This window comes from Paraburkholderia sp. NMBU_R16 (assembly GCF_013282575.1).
Lineage (GTDB): Bacteria > Pseudomonadota > Gammaproteobacteria > Burkholderiales > Burkholderiaceae > Trinickia.
In genome coordinates this window covers 98,297-115,052 of record NZ_JAAAYE010000016.1, presented here as the reverse complement: position 1 = coordinate 115,052, position 16,756 = coordinate 98,297, and the positions used below count along the sequence as shown (strand labels likewise).

Here is a 16,756-nt window from a genome sequence, read left to right as displayed (position 1 = left end):
CGCGCGGCTACACGCGCTTCGAAACAATGCGAACCGTGCTGTTCCTCATCGCCGGCAAGCTAGATTTCTCCAGCTTCAACCCGCATGCCTCGTGAGCCGCGTTACCCACTGCATTTTCAAAAGAGCCTTATACGTCCATGTTGCACACTGTAACGTGCCCTTTGATCGGGTGGTCGCGTTGATATTGGCAAACGCTGACGCAGCCAATTTTCGCGCGGCTGCTACGCGATTTGTGTTGAACCAGCCACTAACCTGCTCAAGGCTTTCAGCCTCGACTACGTTAAAACTGAGTTTTGAAGATCGGTAGCCAATTCTGGTCGTCTTCACCGTCGGGCTGTATGCCAACGCGACCGAAATCTCTCGTGCTCTCTTGCGCCCCTGCCAAAATTCATCCGGCAACAACAGCTCATAAAAATGATGATGGTCAGTGGCGATAGCGTCCTCTGCGACCAACGTAACGGCATCGTCATCAGATTCGAATAGGTGTCGAGTGACTACGCGGCCGAAGCCGCCAAGGCCGAGCTTCAACTCGTCATCTTCGGCGAGAAGAATCTCAGTCTCTCCAGGAACTCGGGCATGCGCGCCAAGTATGGCCCTCACCATATTCGCAGAAGCGTCTGGCAAAAACCGCAGTACTGTTGCCGCAAGATGAGCTACTTGTGGTGCAGCGAAGCTGGTGCCCGGAGCATCATCGAAAAGCCTGCCGTCGGCAAAATTTCGTGAGGTTGAAACCACGCCAAGACGTTGACCTGCGAAACCGTTGCGAAGGTGATGCCTCGCCACGTTTCCGCCAAACGCGACGAAGTCCGGTTTGACAGCTCCGGCGACCGAAGGGCCGCTTCGCGTGAAAGGACTCGGCTGGTTGCGTCTTGCTATGGGGGTGGTTTCAATTCTTTCCGGGAATCGCTGAGCTTGATGATCCAACTCAAATTCGGCTAGCCCCCCGACGGTCAGGGAGTTTATTGAAGTCGCGGGATCAAGCAGGCGAAATTCACTACCCGACAAATATTGCGGATATGTCTGCAATGCATCGTCCGGTATTTCGTCGCTGAGAAGATTACCAGTAGGGACAACAAAAAGGATATTCAGTTCGCGGCTCAATCGATCTAGCGTGTACGCCAAGCCCCGGACATGCCTCCCGTCGTACACCTTATTCGCGTCGCCATATGCAAGACAAAAGATCTTGCAGCCATACTCTTCGCGAAAATACCGAACAGCATCTTCAACTGCCTTCTCAACGAAGTGGGTTTGATCTTGACCGTCATTGCTGAAGACCTTTCCCGCAAAGAGTCGCAACTGCGGTGCAAAGCGGTCTGGCAACAGATCAGTCATCGAACCATACAAGGCGAGACCAGCAACACGAGTACCATGTCCGTCCTCGTCCGCTGCTGGCTCGCCCGGCTCTATAAAGTTGCCCGTTTCCCCAATCGCAGGCGCCAACAATGGATGAGCCGCCGCAATTCCCGTATCCAAAACGCATACACCCGGAGCGTCATCCGGTACAGGGTCGAGATCGGGCAAATCGTTGATGTCCAGCTGCAGCGACTGCAGCTCAAGTCGGAAACTCGGCGGCAAGTCAACTAGCCGCACGTCTCGATAGCGCAACAAGACGTCTACCTGCGCGGCAGACGCTCGAAGCTTGAACATCAGCAGGCTTTCTTTATCGAGCCGATCTAGCGTCTCGATGCGTTCCGCTCGCAGTAATTCCTCGAACGCGCGGACCAAACGTACGCGCTCGTCGTTACGCTCGATCGGCCAGAGCTCGACGTCCACAATTGACGAGTCTTCATCGGGCAGCCCAAGCTGTGCCAACGCAGGCCCTGTTCGGTCAGCCGGCGTCCATGAATCAAAACCTCTAATGGCAAGCAGTAGGTTAGCGTAAGTGACGTTGCCATCACGAGCCAGCACGGTAAGTCGTTGGTCCACCACCGCGAGCGCGTCTTCAGTGCTGAACAGCAGCGCGACCGAGCGCCCCTCTTGGCTTACAACAGTGAGGCCGGGAATTACCTCCAAGGCGTCCGGTCGAAATCCCTCAAGAACATCGATACGCAAGAGCCTACGCTCATCAAAACCTGGCTCTGCTGGAGCCTCAGTCACGACGGTTAGACTGCGCTGTAACTGAACGCCGTGCTGCCTTACGTCGCTTGGCTTCGGAAAGCCAGGAAAGCGATTTTTTTTCCTTAAGGTTACCGGCTCATCCCGTACTACGCGCAGATGCTCATATGGCATTTGGCCCCCGCGGTTCTATATGTTCGATGGTCTCCGCGTAAGGATGCGCAAAAAAGCTACTTTGTGCAACTTTTGCCGGTGGTGCGTCGTTTGTGCTCACGAGCGACCGCAGAATCGAGGTGCGTGGTCTCCAAGAACTCTCGACCCTGAAGGACCATTTCTTTTATCGCCCGACGCAAAACGCGCTCGATATCCGCGTGAGACATACCTTTGAACCGAGAAGACACTGCAACGTCAGACGGCTCGAAGTTCCTCCGGACGCCACGTAGCTTGTTCTGCAACAGCGCCTTTATCTGTACGGCATCTGGGTTAGCAAATTGGACAGTCTCATCGAAACGTCTCCAAATTGCCGAATCGAGTAAATTCTCATGATTTGTCGCCGCTATAAGCACGCTCTTACCGCGATACTCATCGATCATCTGGAGCACTGCATTAACCACGCGGCGCAGTTCCCCATGCTCTCCGGAGTCGCCCCTATCTTTGGCCAACGCGTCAAATTCGTCGAAGAGGGCTACGACCGGACGCCCCTCCACAAAGTCGAATACCTTTCGAAGATTGGCGGCCGTCTCTCCGAGGTACGACGAGATAACTGCGTCTAGACGAATAATCGCCAGCGGCAAATCAAGTTCCGTCGCAATTATTTCCGCCGTGAGAGTTTTGCCGCATCCCGGCGGACCGAAGAATAGTAGCTTCCGTGCAGGCTCCAACCCGTAGGTCGTCAGCGCGCCTTCGCGGTTGTGCTCAAGCAGAATGTGCTCGATAGCCGAACGAACATCGGCGCTAACCACCAAGTCGGTCAGTTCACGCGTCGGCTGCCGAATGTCGATCAAGTCAACGCCGCGCTCCTTGTCCGAAGGAACCGACTTCTTGAGATTGACGACCGAAAGCGATGAAGCGGACGAAGGACGCCCATAGAGAACTTTTTCGAGATCGTTGGCAAGCAAATGATGCTGCTTCCCTCTTTCCTCGGCGATAACTGCCTCGGACGCCCGGCGAAAGGCCTCGTGGTCGCCCTCGACACCCGCGCGTACCAATTGTCGTAGAAGTTTTCCGTTCGCCATGGTCGATACCCCTGCCCTCGTCACTGCCGAAGGAATACTATATGTGTATACGTACAGTATAAAGAAAGCTGCCGGCTAAAGCGACAGAGGCGCAGCATACAGAATTGCCAAAATTCCGTCTTCTTCTCGAAGAACGACTCGGTGACATCACCTGGCGAGTATGACATGCCTAGCATCGTCCAATTGCACATCGAATCTTCTTGAACGCCTTCGGCTGCTCCCCTCGACCACGGGCCCGAACTCTAGGCTGTTTCTGCTTCGCTGCCTGCCAACGCTCGTCCCGGGCCGTTAAGCACTCGCGAAAGCGCGGGGCAGTCGGAGTCTTTCAGTTGCTTCCGCTACACCGAGACCGAGAGGTACAAACACGGTCTCACGCAGAATTTCGCCCGGATGCGAATGATGTTTCATCATGGCGCGCCCTCTCGCCGTTGACGATCCGTTGACAGTCCGCAGATGCAACAAGGGCCTAGCCGAAGCTAAGCCCTTGTCAGATATGGTGCCGGCTGCAGGACTCGAACCCGCCACCTGATGATTACAAATCAACTGCTCTACCAGATGAGCTAAGCCGGCGTTGAGCCCGTGATTCTACTTCATTTCACGACCTTGAGGTGCCCTTTGCCGCCGCCTTTCGAGCCGTCGTCGGATGAGGGTCCGTCACCGTCGTCTTTTGTTGCCTGCGTCGGGGCCCCGACGCCGACATCCTCCGGTTCCGCATCCAACACCTCGGATTCGACAGGCGTGCCACCGGCCTCCCCCACCGCGGGCTCCACCGGAAACGCCATACCCTGCCCATTCTCGCGCGCGTAGATCGCCAGTACGTTGGCCACCTGCACTTCGATCTTGTGCGCCTTGCCCGAGAAGCGCGCACTGAACTCGATCCACTCGTTGCCCATCTGCAGCTGCGTCGTCGCCTCGAAGCTGATATTGAGCACGATCTCGTCGTTGTGCACGAACTGCCGCGGCACGCGCGTCTGATTGTCGACCCTCACCGCGATGTGCGGCGTGTATCCGTTATCCGTGCACCACTCGTAAAGCGCGCGCAACAGATACGGTTTCGTTGGAATCTCTTGCATCGACTGTCCTCGCCAAGGTGCAGCGCTTGCTGCCGGACTTCCGCCGCAAGCGCCGCACCCTGAAATTACATCAGCGGCGCATGACCTTTTCCGACGGCGTCAGTGCTTCGATGTACGCCGGCCGGCTGAAAATGCGCTCAGCGTACTTCATGAGCGGCGCGGCATTCTTCGAAAGCTCGATACCGTAATGGTCCAGACGCCAGAGCAGCGGAGCGATCGCCACGTCGAGCATCGAAAACTCTTCGCCCAACATGTATTTGTTCTTCAGGAAAATCGGGGCCAGCTGCGTCAGACGATCGCGAATCGCAAGACGCGCCTTCTCGTGATTCTTTTCCGCCGCCTTGCCCTTCTCGTTCTCGAGCGTGCCCACGTGCACGAACAACTCCTTCTCGAAATTGAGCAGGAACAGTCGTGCGCGCGCGCGCTGCACCGGATCGGCCGGCATCAGCTGCGGATGGGGAAAGCGCTCGTCGATGTATTCGTTGATGATGTTCGATTCGTACAGAATCAGGTCGCGCTCGACCAGGATCGGCACTTGCCCATACGGATTCATCACCGCAATGTCTTCCGGCTTGTTGAAGAGGTCGACGTCGCGGATCTCGAAATCCATCCCCTTTTCGAACAGCACCAGCCGGCAACGCTGGGAAAACGGGCAAGTTGTGCCGGAATACAGAACCATCATGTCTAAAATTTCCTCAAAAAACTGAAGGGCCAGCACGCCGAAAAGCCCGCCGAAGCGGGCTTCGAATCGCGCCGACCCTCACACCGCCGTCACGGCGTGATTATTTAACGTCCTTCCAGTACGCCGCGTTCAGCCGCCAGGCCAGGAACGTCAGCACGCCCAGGAACAGCAGCACCCATACGCCAAGCTGCCGGCGCCCATGTTGCGTCGGCTCGGACATCCAGGTCATGTAGGCGACAAGGTCGGCCACGGCAGAATCATAATCTACCCGGGACATCGCCCCCGGTTTTGCCTGCACGAAGCCAACGAAACGATGCTCCTTCTCCCCCGTTTCGGGGTTCAACTCGTCCTCGTATTTCGCCGTCTGCACGCCCTGCAACTGCCACAGGACATGCGGCATGCCGACGTTCGGGAACACCATGTTGTTCCATCCCGTCGGCCGTGTTTCGTCCCGGTAGAAGCTGCGCAAATAGGTGTACAGCCAGTCGCTGCTGCGCGCCCGCGCTTCCACTGACAAATCGGGCGGCGTCACACCGAACCACGCTTTCGCATCCTCCGGACGCATGGCCACGGTCATCGTGTTACCGACTTTATCTGTCGTAAAAAGCAGATTCTGCTCGATCTCCTTTTGTGAAAGACCAAGCTGCGTCAACGCGCTGTAGCGCATGAGGCTCGCGCTGTGGCAACTCAAGCAGTAGTTTACAAACAATTGCGCGCCATGCTGCAACGACGCCAGGTTCTCCGTGTTGTCGGGCGCACGATCGAGCCGAAATCCCTCTTCCTGCGCCCAAGCCCCGGGGGCCACGAGCATGCCGGCGGCCAGCGTGAGCACCACCGCGCCAATGCGGGCAAGCTTCGAAAGCAATGTCTTCATATCGTCTTGTCCTCGCTCGCGATTAATGGGGCTTGAACCGCACACGCTCGGGCGGCTCCTTGAACGTGCCGCGCGGCGTCCAGAACGGCATGCCGAGGAAGAACGCGAAGTAGACCAGCGCGCAGATCTGAGCGATCAACGTCGCGGCCGGCGATGGCGGCTTGGTGCCCAGATAAGCGAGGGTCAAGAACGCAAGCACGAAGATTCCGTAGAAGAACTTGTGGAACAACGGCCGGTAGCGGATCGACTTGACGGGGCTGCGGTCGAGCCAGGGCAAAAAGCAAAGCGATACCACCGCGGAGCCCATCACGACGACACCCCAGAACTTCGATTGCGTCAGGTACATCGCAACGATCACGAGCACCGCCAGGACCGGCAGGCCGATCTTCCACTTGCCGCGCGCCCGTACGAGCGCAAGGAGCCCCAGCAGCCCGATCACGATCATCAGCACGATCTTGAACGGATCGGTCGTGGCACGCAGCATCGCGTAAAACGCAGTGAAGTACCACACAGGCGCGATCTCGGGCGGCGTTTGCAGCGGATTGGCCGGAACGAAGTTGTTCTGCTCGAGGAAGTACCCGCCCATCTCCGGTGCGAAGAAGATGATCGCGGCGAATACCATCAGGAACACGCACACGCCCATGAAATCATGGACCGAGTAGTACGGATGGAACGGAATACCATCGAGCGGGCGACCCTTCGGATCTTTTTTGGCCTTGATTTCGATGCCGTCGGGATTGTTCGAACCGACTTCGTGCAGCGCGACGATATGCACGAACACAAGGCCGATCAGCACGAGCGGAATCGCGATGACGTGAAACGCGAAAAAGCGGTTCAGCGTGACGTCGGATACGACGTAGTCGCCTCGAATCCACAGCGAAAGGTCAGGGCCGACGAACGGGATCGCCGAAAAGAGGTTCACGATCACCTGCGCGCCCCAATACGACATCTGCCCCCACGGCAGCAGATAGCCGAAAAATGCCTCGGCCATGAGGCACAGGAAGATCGCGCAACCGAAGATCCAGACGAGTTCGCGCGGCTTGCGATACGAACCGTAAAGCAGCCCACGGAACATGTGCAGATAGACGACGACGAAGAACATCGACGCGCCCGTGGAGTGCATGTAGCGAATGAGCCAGCCCCACGGCACCTCGCGCATGATGTACTCGACCGAGGCGAACGCGAGCGTCGAATCGGGCTTGTAGTTCATCGTGAGGAAGATGCCCGTTACGATCTGGTTCACGAGCACGAGCAACGCCAGCGAGCCGAAGAAGTACCAGAAGTTGAAGTTCTTGGGCGCGTAGTACTCGGAAAGATGGGCCTTCCAGGTCGACGTCATCGGGAAGCGGCGATCGATCCAGCCGGCAAGACCCGTCGTCGTTACGGCTTCTTTTTCGGTCGTCGCCATTACGCTTCTCCTTTTTCGTCCTTGCCGATCACGATCGTGGTCGCCGACGTGAACATGTAGGGGGGAACGTCGAGGTTCTGCGGTGCGGGCTTGTTCTTGAAGACCCGGCCCGCCAGATCGTACGTCGACCCGTGGCAGGGGCAGAGAAAGCCTCCGGGCCAGTCGCCGGGCAGGTTCGGCTGGGGTCCCGGGGTGAACCGCGGCGTCGGCGTACAGCCCAGGTGCGTGCACACGGCCACGAGGACGAGAATGTTCTTGTGATCGGGGCGCGAACGGTATTCGTTCTGGCAGTACGCCGGTTCGGGCATCGAAAACGGATTCTTCGTGTCCGGATCGGCCACTTCCTTGTCGGCCTTGGTCACGTCGGCCAGCATGGCGTCCGTCCGATTGATGATCCACACGGGCTTGCCGCGCCAGGCAACGGTCTTCATGTCGCCCGGCTTCAAATCGCTGATATCGACCTCGACCGGTGCGCCGGCGGCCTTGGCCTTTTCAGAGGGTTCCAACGAGCTTGCAAACGGTATGACAGCGGCTACGCCTCCAATGCCGCCTGCTACGGACGTCGCAATCAGCCAGGTACGGCGGCTGCCGTCGACGCGTTCCTCTTCTTTATCTCGCATTACACGCCCCACTTCTGAGTTGGATTTCCGTCACGCTTTTTGCCACCGCCCGCTAGTTTGCGGGAATGGAGTCGTCATTTACAAGACCTGTCCGCCAAAAACCATGCGAACCGCTTGATCCGTAAGGGTTTTCCCCAGACACCAACACCTCGTCGATCCGGCAAACGATCCTTGTTCAAGCATTTCGCGTATCGGGCGGATCGTGCAACGCAGCGCAATTCCAATAATCAGACGGGATTATCGATATCGATAAAGAGGTGTTCGATATCGAACTGCTCGGACAAATGGGCGCCGAGCGCCTGCACGCCGAAGCGTTCCGTCGCATGGTGCCCCGCCGCAAGAAACGCGACGCCGCTCTCGGCAGCGATGTGCGTAGTCGGCTCGGAAATCTCGCCCGTCAGAAAGACATCGGCGCCCGCGTCGATGGCGGCCTCGAAATAGCTCTGCGCGGCCCCCGTGCACCACGCGATGCGGCGCAATTCGCGCTCGGGGTCCCCTAGGACGAGCGGCGTACGGCTGAGCGTATGCTCGACTTGTGCCGTGAAGTGAGCGAGCGTGATCGGCATCGGCAGCGTCGCCATCCAGCCGAGGTCGTCGGCGCCGAAGTGTGCATCGGCAATCAAACCCATGCGCGCGCCGAGCTGGGCGTTATTGCCATGCTCGGGATGCGCATCGAGCGGCAGGTGAAACGCGAACAGATTCATGTCGCTGGCGATGAGCGCCTTCAGGCGCCGATATTTGCGTCCGACGATCTGCGGCATTTCGTTGCGCCAGAAGTAGCCATGATGCACGAGCAATGCGTCGGCCCCCCACTCGCGCGCGGCTTCGACGAATGCAAGCGACGCCGTGACACCGGTCGCTATCTTCTCGATGCGGCGGCGCCCCTCGACTTGCAGCCCATTGGGGCAATAGTCCTTGAAGCGTGCCGTGTCGAGCATGTCGTTCAAGTACAATTCAAGTTCGATCCGATCCATAGAATCCTCTAATCTTCAAATGCTTAGACGCTTTTGGCTGTTCTTTGCCCAAGCGGTCACGGTGCTGCTCGCGCTGATGTTCATCGTCGTGACGCTCAAGCCGCAATGGCTGCAGCGGCAAGGACAGCTCGGCAAGCAACTGGCCTCGCCCATCGTGGCGCTACGCGAAGTCGCGCCGGGTACGGGCTCGACGCCGACGATCACGTCGTATGCCGATGCCGCGCAAAAGGCGATGCCGGCCGTCGTCAACGTGTTTTCGGGCAAAGCCGGATCGTTGCCGCCCAACCCGCAGGCCAACGACCCATTGTTCCGCTACTTCTTCGGCAATCCGAAAGGGGGCAAGGAACCGCCGCAGGACGAGCCGGCAACGAACCTCGGATCGGGCGTCATCGTCAGCTCGGAAGGCTACATTCTAACGAACCAACATGTCGTCGACGGGGCGGACCAGATCGAAATCGCCTTGGCCGACGGCCGCCGGACCAATGCGAAAGTGGTGGGCGTCGATCCCGAAACGGACCTCGCGGTGCTCAAGATCGGCATGACGAATCTGCCGACGATCACGCTCGGGCGCATCGACGAGGCGCGCATAGGCGATGTGGTGCTTGCAATCGGTAATCCATTCGGCGTCGGTCAAACCGTGACGATGGGCATCATCAGCGCGCTCGGGCGCAATCACCTCGGCATCAATACGTTCGAAAACTTCATTCAGACCGATGCGCCGATCAACCCCGGCAACTCGGGGGGCGCACTCGTCGATGCGCGCGGCAATCTGCTCGGCATCAATACGGCCATCTACTCGCGCTCCGGAGGCTCGCTCGGCATCGGCTTCGCCATCCCCGTCTCCACCGCCAGGAGCGTGCTTGAAAGCATCATTACGACCGGCTCGGTCACGCGCGGCTGGATCGGCGTCGAGCCGCAGGATGTGACGCCCGCGATCGCCGAATCGTTCGGGCTCCAGCAAAAGGGCACGATCGTCGCGGGCGTGCTGCAAGGCGGTCCCGCCGACAAGGCCGGCATCAAGCCCGGCGATGTGCTGCTCGCCGTCAATGGTCAGGAAATCACCGACACGACGCGGCTTCTGAACGTCATCGCGCAAATCAAGCCCGGCACCGATGCGAAGATACGTCTGATGCGCAAGAACAAGGAGATGCAGGTCGACGTCATGATCGGCAAGCGCCCGCCTCCGCCGAAAGGCAGCAGCGACGACAGCCAACAAGACGAGTGACGGGAGTGACGGAACGGGCCGGGGCCGATGAGGCCGGCTCCGGTTTGCGCCGCGGCTGGCTCGGCTTCAGCCGGCCGCGGACTTTCAACTCGTGGCGTTCTCGCCGTCCGCCACCGGCGGCGTCTTGCCCACGAGGAGCCGCGCGGCAATGATCCCGGCTTCGTAGAGCACGATGAGCGGCACGGCCAGGATCAACTGCGAGAACACGTCGGGCGGGGTGACGACGGCCGACACCACGAATGCGCCGACGATCACATAGGGGCGGATTTCCCTGAGCTTTTTCACGGTCAACAAACCCATGCGCACGAGCAGCACGACGACTATCGGCACCTCGAACGTCACGCCGAACGCGAGAAACATCGTCAGCACGAAGCTCAGATAGTTGTCGATGTCGGTCGACATTTCCGCGCCGAGCGGCGCGTTGTAATGCGCCATGACCCGGAAAATCGTCGGGAATACGACGAAGTAGGCGAACGCCATGCCACAGAGAAAAAGCGAATAGCTGCTGCCGATGAGTGGCGCGATGAGCCGCTTTTCGTGCTGATAAAGTCCGGGCGCAACGAAAGCCCAGATCTGGTACAGCACGATCGGCAACGCTATGACGAATGCCACGAGCATCGTCACCTTCATCGGCACGAAAAACGAGCCCGTGACGTCGGTGACGATCATCTTGCCGCCGCTCGGCAGGTTTTGCATCAGCGGCCGGGCCAGCAGCCGGAAGATATCGGGGGCCCAATAGACGAGCGCAACGAATACGACAATGACGGCGATGCCGGCCCGGATGATGCGGTCGCGCAGTTCGACGAGATGCGAGATGAATGTCTCTTGCGAATCGTCGCCCGGGTCCGGGTTGTGGTCCTGGTTCTGTTTCGGGTCGCTCACGCCGGCCCTCGTTGGAAATTCGAAAAGCGCGGCATCGCACGCTCGAAGACGGGAAGCGTCAAGGGCATGCCCATCCGGTCAGAGAAAGCGCCGCGGCCGGCGCAGGCTGGCCGGCGTATGGCGCGCGACGCGCGCCGCCCCGGAGAGCACATGCGTGCGCCGTCCCGTCGCCCGTTTGTACCAAGTTGGCATCGTCAAACGCTTCGAGCGCCAGTTGCGGCGTTTTTCGGCGAGCGCCGGGCCGCGCGACCACGTGGACGCCCCACTTTCAGAGCCATCCGACGACGCCCCACCGCCGGCGATGCTCGGCGAAACGCTCGTGCCGGCCTGCCAGGCCTCGTTGAGCTCGGCTTCGTGGCGCCGGACGTTTTCGTGAATCGTGTTTTCGACGTTGTGCGCGGCGGCTTCGAACTCGCTCTTCATGCGGCGCAACTCGTCGAGCTCGATTTCGCGCGTCACTTCGGCTTTGACATCGTTGATGTAGCGCTGTGCGCGGCCGAACAGCGCCCCGGCGGTACGCGCGACACGGGGCAGCCGCTCGGGGCCGAGCACGACCAGCGCGACCACGCCGATCAGCGCCATTTTGGTGAGACCGAGGTCGAGCATGGTTGTCGTTCTATCCCGGCAGGCCTCGCAGCGTCATTCCGCGCATCAGCGGTAGTCGCCCGAACGGGTTTTTTCCTTCGCCTCGACGTCGACCGTGCGCGCGTTCGGCAACTCGGGATGCTCGCCGCCGTTCGCAGTGGGACCCGATGTCTCGTTTTCCTTCATGCCCTCTTTGAAACCCTTCACGGCACTGCCCAAATCGCTGCCGATATTGCGCAGCTTTTTCGTGCCGAAAACCAGCGCCACGATCAGCAGCACGATCAGCCAATGCCAAACGCTAAACGAACCCATGAAAATCTCCAGAACCCCGCCGCTGCATGGAAATTCATGCCCGGCCAAGCAACATCGGCCTTGCAGCCGCAATCAGCGCGCATGCGCCCCGTCGTCTCTACCCCGCATACCCTTTTTGTTCTGCGCAATGCGCGTTGGACGTCAGCCCATCCGTTGCCACGGACGCGGCCCTGCGAGCAGATGCGCGTGCAGGTGATAGACCTCCTGTCCGCCGCCCGGCCCTGTGTTGATGACCGTGCGAAAACCTGTCTCGCCGCCCGTGTACGCGCAGCCGAGCTTATCGGCGAGCTGCGACACCAGAATCAACATTCTACCAAGCAGCGGTGCGTCGCTTTCGACGCAGTGAGACAGCGTATCGATGTGTCGTCGCGGGATGACGAGAATATGCGTCTGCGCCGCGGGGCGGATGTCCTTGAACGCGACGAACTCGTCGTCCTCGTGGACCTTCGTGCTCGGGATCTCGCCGGCGGCGATCTTGCAGAAAAGACAGTTTTCGTGGCTCATGGTCTTCCCGGTTGTTCAATGCGCCGCCTCAGAACCAGGAGGTCGGATCGAGCGGCTTCGTTTCGTAAAGATACAGCCAACCCTTGACGATCCGATAGAGCATCCAGATCGACACGGCCGCCAGAATCGGAAATCCGATTATCGCGAAAACGAGAACACCGCCGATGATGTAGCCCACGACACCGATCCAGAAGGTCCGAATCTGCCATTGGAAGTGATCGGCGTACGGCGTGCCCGCCGCATCGCCGCGTTTCAGGTAGTCGAGAATGATCGCGACGAGCCCCGACACGCCGCCCGTGAACCAATGCAGCGCATAGAGCCCATAAATGATGTGAGTCAGCGTGCGAATGCTGCGCTCACGATCGGCGTCGATCGTGCCCGTATAAGCCGCCGGGGGCCGTCCACCTTGCGGGTCTTCCATCGTGGCTCTCCTCGCTTCGTCAATGAAGCCGTCGATCGGCCGGCAGCCGATTCAGCCGCCGTTTTCCTCGCGCTCGCGCCGCTTTCGGAGCGCCTTTTCCTCGATGCCCGACATGCCCTCGCGCCGCTCGAGTTCGGCGATGACGTCCGCCGGGCTCAAGTCGAAATGCGACAGCATGACGAGGCAATGGAACCAGAGGTCCGCCACCTCGCCGACGAGCGCCACGCGCGCGCCGCCCTGGCGGACGTCCTTGGCGGCGAGAACGACCTCGGTCGCCTCCTCGCCGATCTTCTTGAGCACCGCGTCGTCACCGCGATGAAAAAGCCGCGCGACATAGGAGCTTTCGGGGTCGCCGCCCTTGCGGCTGTCGATGATCGCGGCAAGCCGGACGAGCGTATCTTCGGTCGAGGGCATCGGTTGGGTGGCCATTATCGATAAATCTGTTCGGGGTCTTTCAGCACCGGATCGACGGCGACCCAGTCGCCCTCGTCACTGGTGCCTTCGAACTTCTGGAAAAAGCATGAATGCCGTCCGGTATGGCAGGCAATGCCCGAGACCTGCTCGACCTTCAGAAGCACCACGTCTTCGTCGCAATCGAGCCGCACCTCGTGCACACGCTGTACGTGGCCGGACTCCTCGCCCTTGAACCAGAGCCGTTGACGCGAACGCGAGAAGTAAACGGCGCGGCCCGTCTCGATCGTTTTCGCGAGCGCCTCGCGGTTCATCCACGCGAACATCAGCACGTCGTTCGTCGAGACTTCCTGTGCGATGACCGGCACGAGACCGTTCACGTCCCACTGCACTTTGTCGAGCCAGGGTTTATCGGGTGTAGTCATGTTCGTACCGTCTCGATCCTAAAGGCGCACGGCAATGCCCTGCGCGGCCATGAAGCGTTTGGCCTCGCCGACCGTATGCTGGCCGTAGTGGAAGATACTGGCGGCCAAAACGGCGTCGGCACGGCCTTGGACAATGCCATCGGCCAGGTCTTGGAGCGAGCCCACCCCGCCTGACGCAATCACCGGCACCGGCACGGCATCCGAGACAGCCCGCGTCAGCGCCAGGTCGAATCCGCTTTTCGTGCCGTCGCGGTCCATGCTCGTCAGCAGGATTTCGCCCGCACCGAGTTCAGCCATCTTACGCGCCCACTCGACGGCATCGAGCCCCGTCGCCTTGCGCCCGCCATGCGTGAAGACTTCCCAGCGCGGGGCCTCGTCGGCACCCGAGACGCGCTTTGCATCGATCGCAACGACGATGCACTGCGCTCCATGCTTATCGGATGCGTCGCGCACGAGCTGCGGGTTGGCCACCGCGGAGGAATTCATGCTGACCTTGTCCGCCCCCGCGTTCAGGAGCCGGCGCACGTCCTCCACGGCGCGCACGCCGCCGCCCACCGTGAGCGGAATGAACACTTGCGAAGCCACGGCCTCGATGATCGGCAAAATCAGATCGCGCCCGTCGGACGTCGCGGTGATATCGAGGAACGTCAGTTCGTCGGCGCCTTGTTCGTCGTAGCGGCGCGCGATTTCGACGGGGTCGCCCGCGTCGCGCAGCTCGACGAAATTGACGCCCTTCACGACGCGCCCGGCGGTCACGTCGAGACAAGGGATGATGCGTTTAGCTAGAGCCATGATGGTGCAGGTGCCGCTGCTGATGGGCCGCCCTTCGCGAAAGCGGGCGGCGCCGTCCTTTCGAGAGCGATGAGTTGCGCGGGTACGGCGCTTAAGCGTCGTCCGATTCGCGCAAGGTATCGGCGCGCGTTTGCGCCGCGGTGAAATCGAGATCGCCCGAATAGATCGCGCGCCCGCAAATGACGCCTTCGATGCCTTCGTCCTCGACTTCGCACAGCGAATCGATATCCGCCAGGCTGGACAAACCGCCGCTCGCGATCACCGGGATTTTCACCGCGCGGGCAAGCCGTACCGTCGCCTCGATGTTGATGCCCTGGAGCATGCCGTCGCGCCCGATATCGGTGTAGATAATCGATTCGCAACCGTAGTCTTCGAATTTCTGTGCAAGATCGACGACTTCGTGACCCGTCAGCTTGCTCCAGCCGTCGGTGGCGACCTTACCGTCCTTGGCGTCGAGCCCGACGATGATGTGGCCGCCGAACGCCGTGCAGGCGTCTTGCAGGAAACCGGGATTCTTCACGGCCGCGGTGCCGATGATCACATACGAGAGGCCGTCGTCGAGGTACCGTTCGATCGTTTCGAGGTCGCGGATGCCGCCGCCCAGTTGGACGGGAATCTCGTTACCGACTTCCTCGATGATCGCTCGGATTGCTTCCTCGTTTCTCGGCTTGCCGGCAAATGCCCCGTTCAGATCGACGAGATGCAGCCGCCTCGCACCGCGATCGACCCAGTGACGGGCCATCGCGGCAGGGTCCTCGGAGAATATCGTGGCCTGGTCCATATCCCCTTGTTTCAGGCGCACGCACTGACCGTCCTTGAGGTCGATGGCGGGAATCAGCAGCATAGCAATCGCGTAAGTCTGGATGGTTGGATATCGTGGATGCCCGCCGGCGCGCCTGGATACGGGCGCACCGGCGAACCGTCTCGCTAGTTTAGTACACTCTTTCGACGCTCAAGCCGTCATTTCGATGCAAAAAGCGCGACATTCAAGGGTTCCAGTGCACGAAGTTGCGATAAACGCGCAGCCCCGACTCCGCGCTCTTTTCGGGGTGAAACTGCGTCGCAAACACGTTGTCGCGGGCCACTGCCGACGCAAACAGCCCGCCGTAGTCCGTTTCCCCGGCCGTATGCGCGCGATTGTCGGGCACGGCATAGTAGCTGTGCACGAAATAAAAAAAGCTGCCATCGGGCACGCCGTCCCACAGCGGGTGCGGCGCCGTCTGCCGGACGCGGTTCCAGCCCATTTGCGGCACCTTGAAGCGCGAACCGTCGTCCTGCAGCCGGCCATCGAGCTCGAAGCGCACGACTTTGCCGGGCAGCAGGCCCAGCCCCTTCGTATCGCCTTCCTCGCTCCAGTCGAACAACATCTGCTCGCCGACACACACGCCCATCAAGGGTTTGGTGCGCGCCGCCTCGAGCACCGACTCCTCGAGCCCCGATTCGCGCAACGAGCGCATGCAATCGCGCATCGCGCCCTGGCCGGGCAGCACGACGCGATCGGCGGTGCGGATGCCTTCGGGCCGATCGACGATCGCCACGTCCGCTTCCGGGGCCGCCTTTTTCAGCGCCTGCTGCACCGAGCGCAGGTTGCCCATCCCGTAATCCACAATCGCAATTGACGTCTTCATCTCAAGTTAGGCAGTAACGCCTTCAATCCGTCGACGATGAACTCCACCGCCAGCGCCGACAACATCAAACCCATCAACCGCGTGCCGATATTGATACCGGTCTGTCCAATCCAGCGGGCAATCGGCTCCGCGAGTCTCAGCGTTCCGAAGCAGATGACCGCGATGGCCAGGCCGATCGCCACGAGCCCGAGCCGGTCGTACCAATGATGCGCGCTCGCCGCATAGACGATCACCGTACTGATCGAACCCGGCCCCGTCAGCAGCGGGATCGCGAGCGGCACGACCGCGATGCTGTTTTTCGATTCCGCTTCGTCGCGCTCCTCCGCCGTGGCGCGCGCGTTGCCGACCTGCGCGTTGAGCATACTGATAGCCATCAGCAGCATGATGATGCCGCCGCCGACTTCCAGCGAGCCGACCGAGATGCCGAAGAAGCCGATGATTTGCTGGCCGAGCAGCGTCGTGACGGCAATCACGCAAAACACCGAAATCGAAGCGATGCGAATCGTGCGTCGCCGCTCGCCCTCCGAATGTTCGGACGTCAGGCTCAGGAAAAACGGCACGGCGCCGATCGGATTGATCAGCGCCAGCAGTGAAATAAACGATTTGAGAAGATCCATCGGTGTGCGCGGCGCGCGCGCCGGTGAGCCGTC

20 protein-coding genes and 1 tRNA gene are annotated in these 16,756 nt (G+C 60.3%); 1 reads left to right on the top strand and 20 read right to left on the bottom strand.

What is annotated here, in order from left to right; translation table 11 throughout:
• Positions 1–75: 75 nt before the first annotated feature.
• The 9 genes from GWC77_RS10900 to GWC77_RS10860 form a co-directional block, all read right to left on the bottom strand.
• Entirely contained in the window at positions 76–2,052 is a 1,977-nt protein-coding gene (locus GWC77_RS10900) for a S8 family peptidase (protein ID WP_254366901.1), read from the bottom strand.
• Positions 2,053–2,285: 233 nt separating this feature from the next.
• Complete coding sequence (locus GWC77_RS10895; RefSeq protein ID WP_173256915.1) at positions 2,286–3,290, bottom strand: AAA family ATPase; 1,005 nt, start codon at positions 3,288–3,290, stop codon at positions 2,286–2,288.
• A gap of 494 nt (positions 3,291–3,784) precedes the next feature.
• Positions 3,785–3,860: transfer RNA gene (locus GWC77_RS10890), tRNA-Thr, on the bottom strand.
• A 20-nt stretch (positions 3,861–3,880) separates the two neighbouring features.
• Complete coding sequence (locus GWC77_RS10885) at positions 3,881–4,363, bottom strand: ClpXP protease specificity-enhancing factor (protein ID WP_173256914.1); 483 nt, start codon at positions 4,361–4,363, stop codon at positions 3,881–3,883.
• Positions 4,364–4,433: 70 nt separating this feature from the next.
• Positions 4,434–5,045 (bottom strand): glutathione S-transferase N-terminal domain-containing protein, encoded by a 612-nt coding sequence (locus GWC77_RS10880; RefSeq protein WP_006052302.1) that lies wholly within the window; start codon positions 5,043–5,045, stop codon positions 4,434–4,436.
• Between the two features lie 100 nt (positions 5,046–5,145).
• Complete coding sequence (locus tag GWC77_RS10875) at positions 5,146–5,919, bottom strand: cytochrome c1 (protein ID WP_173256913.1); 774 nt, start codon at positions 5,917–5,919, stop codon at positions 5,146–5,148.
• A 22-nt stretch (positions 5,920–5,941) separates the two neighbouring features.
• Positions 5,942–7,327, bottom strand: a complete 1,386-nt coding sequence (locus GWC77_RS10870; RefSeq protein WP_173256912.1) for a cytochrome bc complex cytochrome b subunit — start codon at positions 7,325–7,327, stop codon at positions 5,942–5,944.
• Positions 7,327–7,947: a ubiquinol-cytochrome c reductase iron-sulfur subunit gene (petA, locus tag GWC77_RS10865; protein WP_173256911.1), complete on the bottom strand. Its 621-nt coding sequence runs from the start codon at positions 7,945–7,947 to the stop codon at positions 7,327–7,329. The genes GWC77_RS10870 and petA overlap by 1 nt, the downstream gene beginning before the upstream one ends.
• A 227-nt stretch (positions 7,948–8,174) precedes the next feature.
• Positions 8,175–8,921, bottom strand: a complete 747-nt coding sequence (locus GWC77_RS10860) for a Nif3-like dinuclear metal center hexameric protein (RefSeq protein WP_173256910.1) — start codon at positions 8,919–8,921, stop codon at positions 8,175–8,177.
• Positions 8,922–8,940: 19 nt separating this feature from the next.
• On the opposite strand from GWC77_RS10860, the gene GWC77_RS10855 reads away from it, so the two are divergent.
• Positions 8,941–10,146: a Do family serine endopeptidase gene (locus GWC77_RS10855; RefSeq protein ID WP_173256909.1), complete on the top strand. Its 1,206-nt coding sequence runs from the start codon at positions 8,941–8,943 to the stop codon at positions 10,144–10,146.
• 84 nt (positions 10,147–10,230) lie between these two features.
• Here the strand turns inward: GWC77_RS10855 and tatC are convergent, their stop codons facing one another.
• The 11 genes from tatC to GWC77_RS10800 all read right to left on the bottom strand — a co-directional run bounded on the left by tatC (position 10,231) and on the right by GWC77_RS10800 (position 16,723).
• The gene (gene tatC / locus GWC77_RS10850) at positions 10,231–11,028 is read right to left on the bottom strand and encodes a twin-arginine translocase subunit TatC (RefSeq protein ID WP_173256908.1); all 798 of its coding nucleotides are present in this window, start codon (positions 11,026–11,028) and stop codon (positions 10,231–10,233) included.
• A 78-nt stretch (positions 11,029–11,106) separates the two neighbouring features.
• Positions 11,107–11,634: a Sec-independent protein translocase protein TatB gene (gene tatB / locus GWC77_RS10845; RefSeq protein ID WP_173256907.1), complete on the bottom strand. Its 528-nt coding sequence runs from the start codon at positions 11,632–11,634 to the stop codon at positions 11,107–11,109.
• Between the two features lie 45 nt (positions 11,635–11,679).
• Entirely contained in the window at positions 11,680–11,925 is a 246-nt protein-coding gene (gene tatA, locus GWC77_RS10840) for a Sec-independent protein translocase subunit TatA (protein WP_173256906.1), read from the bottom strand.
• A 141-nt stretch (positions 11,926–12,066) separates the two neighbouring features.
• Positions 12,067–12,429, bottom strand: coding sequence for a histidine triad nucleotide-binding protein (locus GWC77_RS10835; RefSeq protein ID WP_173256905.1), 363 nt, complete (start codon positions 12,427–12,429; stop codon positions 12,067–12,069).
• Positions 12,430–12,457: 28 nt separating this feature from the next.
• A complete protein-coding gene (locus GWC77_RS10830) occupies positions 12,458–12,850 on the bottom strand; it encodes a hypothetical protein (protein ID WP_173256904.1) in 393 nt (130 codons plus the stop codon).
• Positions 12,851–12,901: 51 nt separating this feature from the next.
• Entirely contained in the window at positions 12,902–13,264 is a 363-nt protein-coding gene (locus GWC77_RS10825; RefSeq protein WP_173256903.1) for a phosphoribosyl-ATP diphosphatase, read from the bottom strand.
• 14 nt (positions 13,265–13,278) lie between these two features.
• A complete protein-coding gene (hisI, locus tag GWC77_RS10820) occupies positions 13,279–13,686 on the bottom strand; it encodes a phosphoribosyl-AMP cyclohydrolase (protein WP_173256902.1) in 408 nt (135 codons plus the stop codon).
• An 18-nt stretch (positions 13,687–13,704) separates the two neighbouring features.
• Entirely contained in the window at positions 13,705–14,478 is a 774-nt protein-coding gene (hisF, locus tag GWC77_RS10815; protein ID WP_173256901.1) for an imidazole glycerol phosphate synthase subunit HisF, read from the bottom strand.
• Between the two features lie 91 nt (positions 14,479–14,569).
• Positions 14,570–15,322, bottom strand: coding sequence for a 1-(5-phosphoribosyl)-5-[(5-phosphoribosylamino)methylideneamino]imidazole-4-carboxamide isomerase (gene hisA, locus GWC77_RS10810; RefSeq protein ID WP_173256900.1), 753 nt, complete (start codon positions 15,320–15,322; stop codon positions 14,570–14,572).
• Between the two features lie 142 nt (positions 15,323–15,464).
• A complete protein-coding gene (gene hisH / locus GWC77_RS10805) occupies positions 15,465–16,106 on the bottom strand; it encodes an imidazole glycerol phosphate synthase subunit HisH (protein WP_173256899.1) in 642 nt (213 codons plus the stop codon).
• Complete coding sequence (locus GWC77_RS10800) at positions 16,103–16,723, bottom strand: YchE family NAAT transporter (protein WP_173256898.1); 621 nt, start codon at positions 16,721–16,723, stop codon at positions 16,103–16,105. Before GWC77_RS10800 ends, hisH begins: the two co-directional genes overlap by 4 nt.
• Between the last annotated feature and the right edge of the window lie 33 nt (positions 16,724–16,756).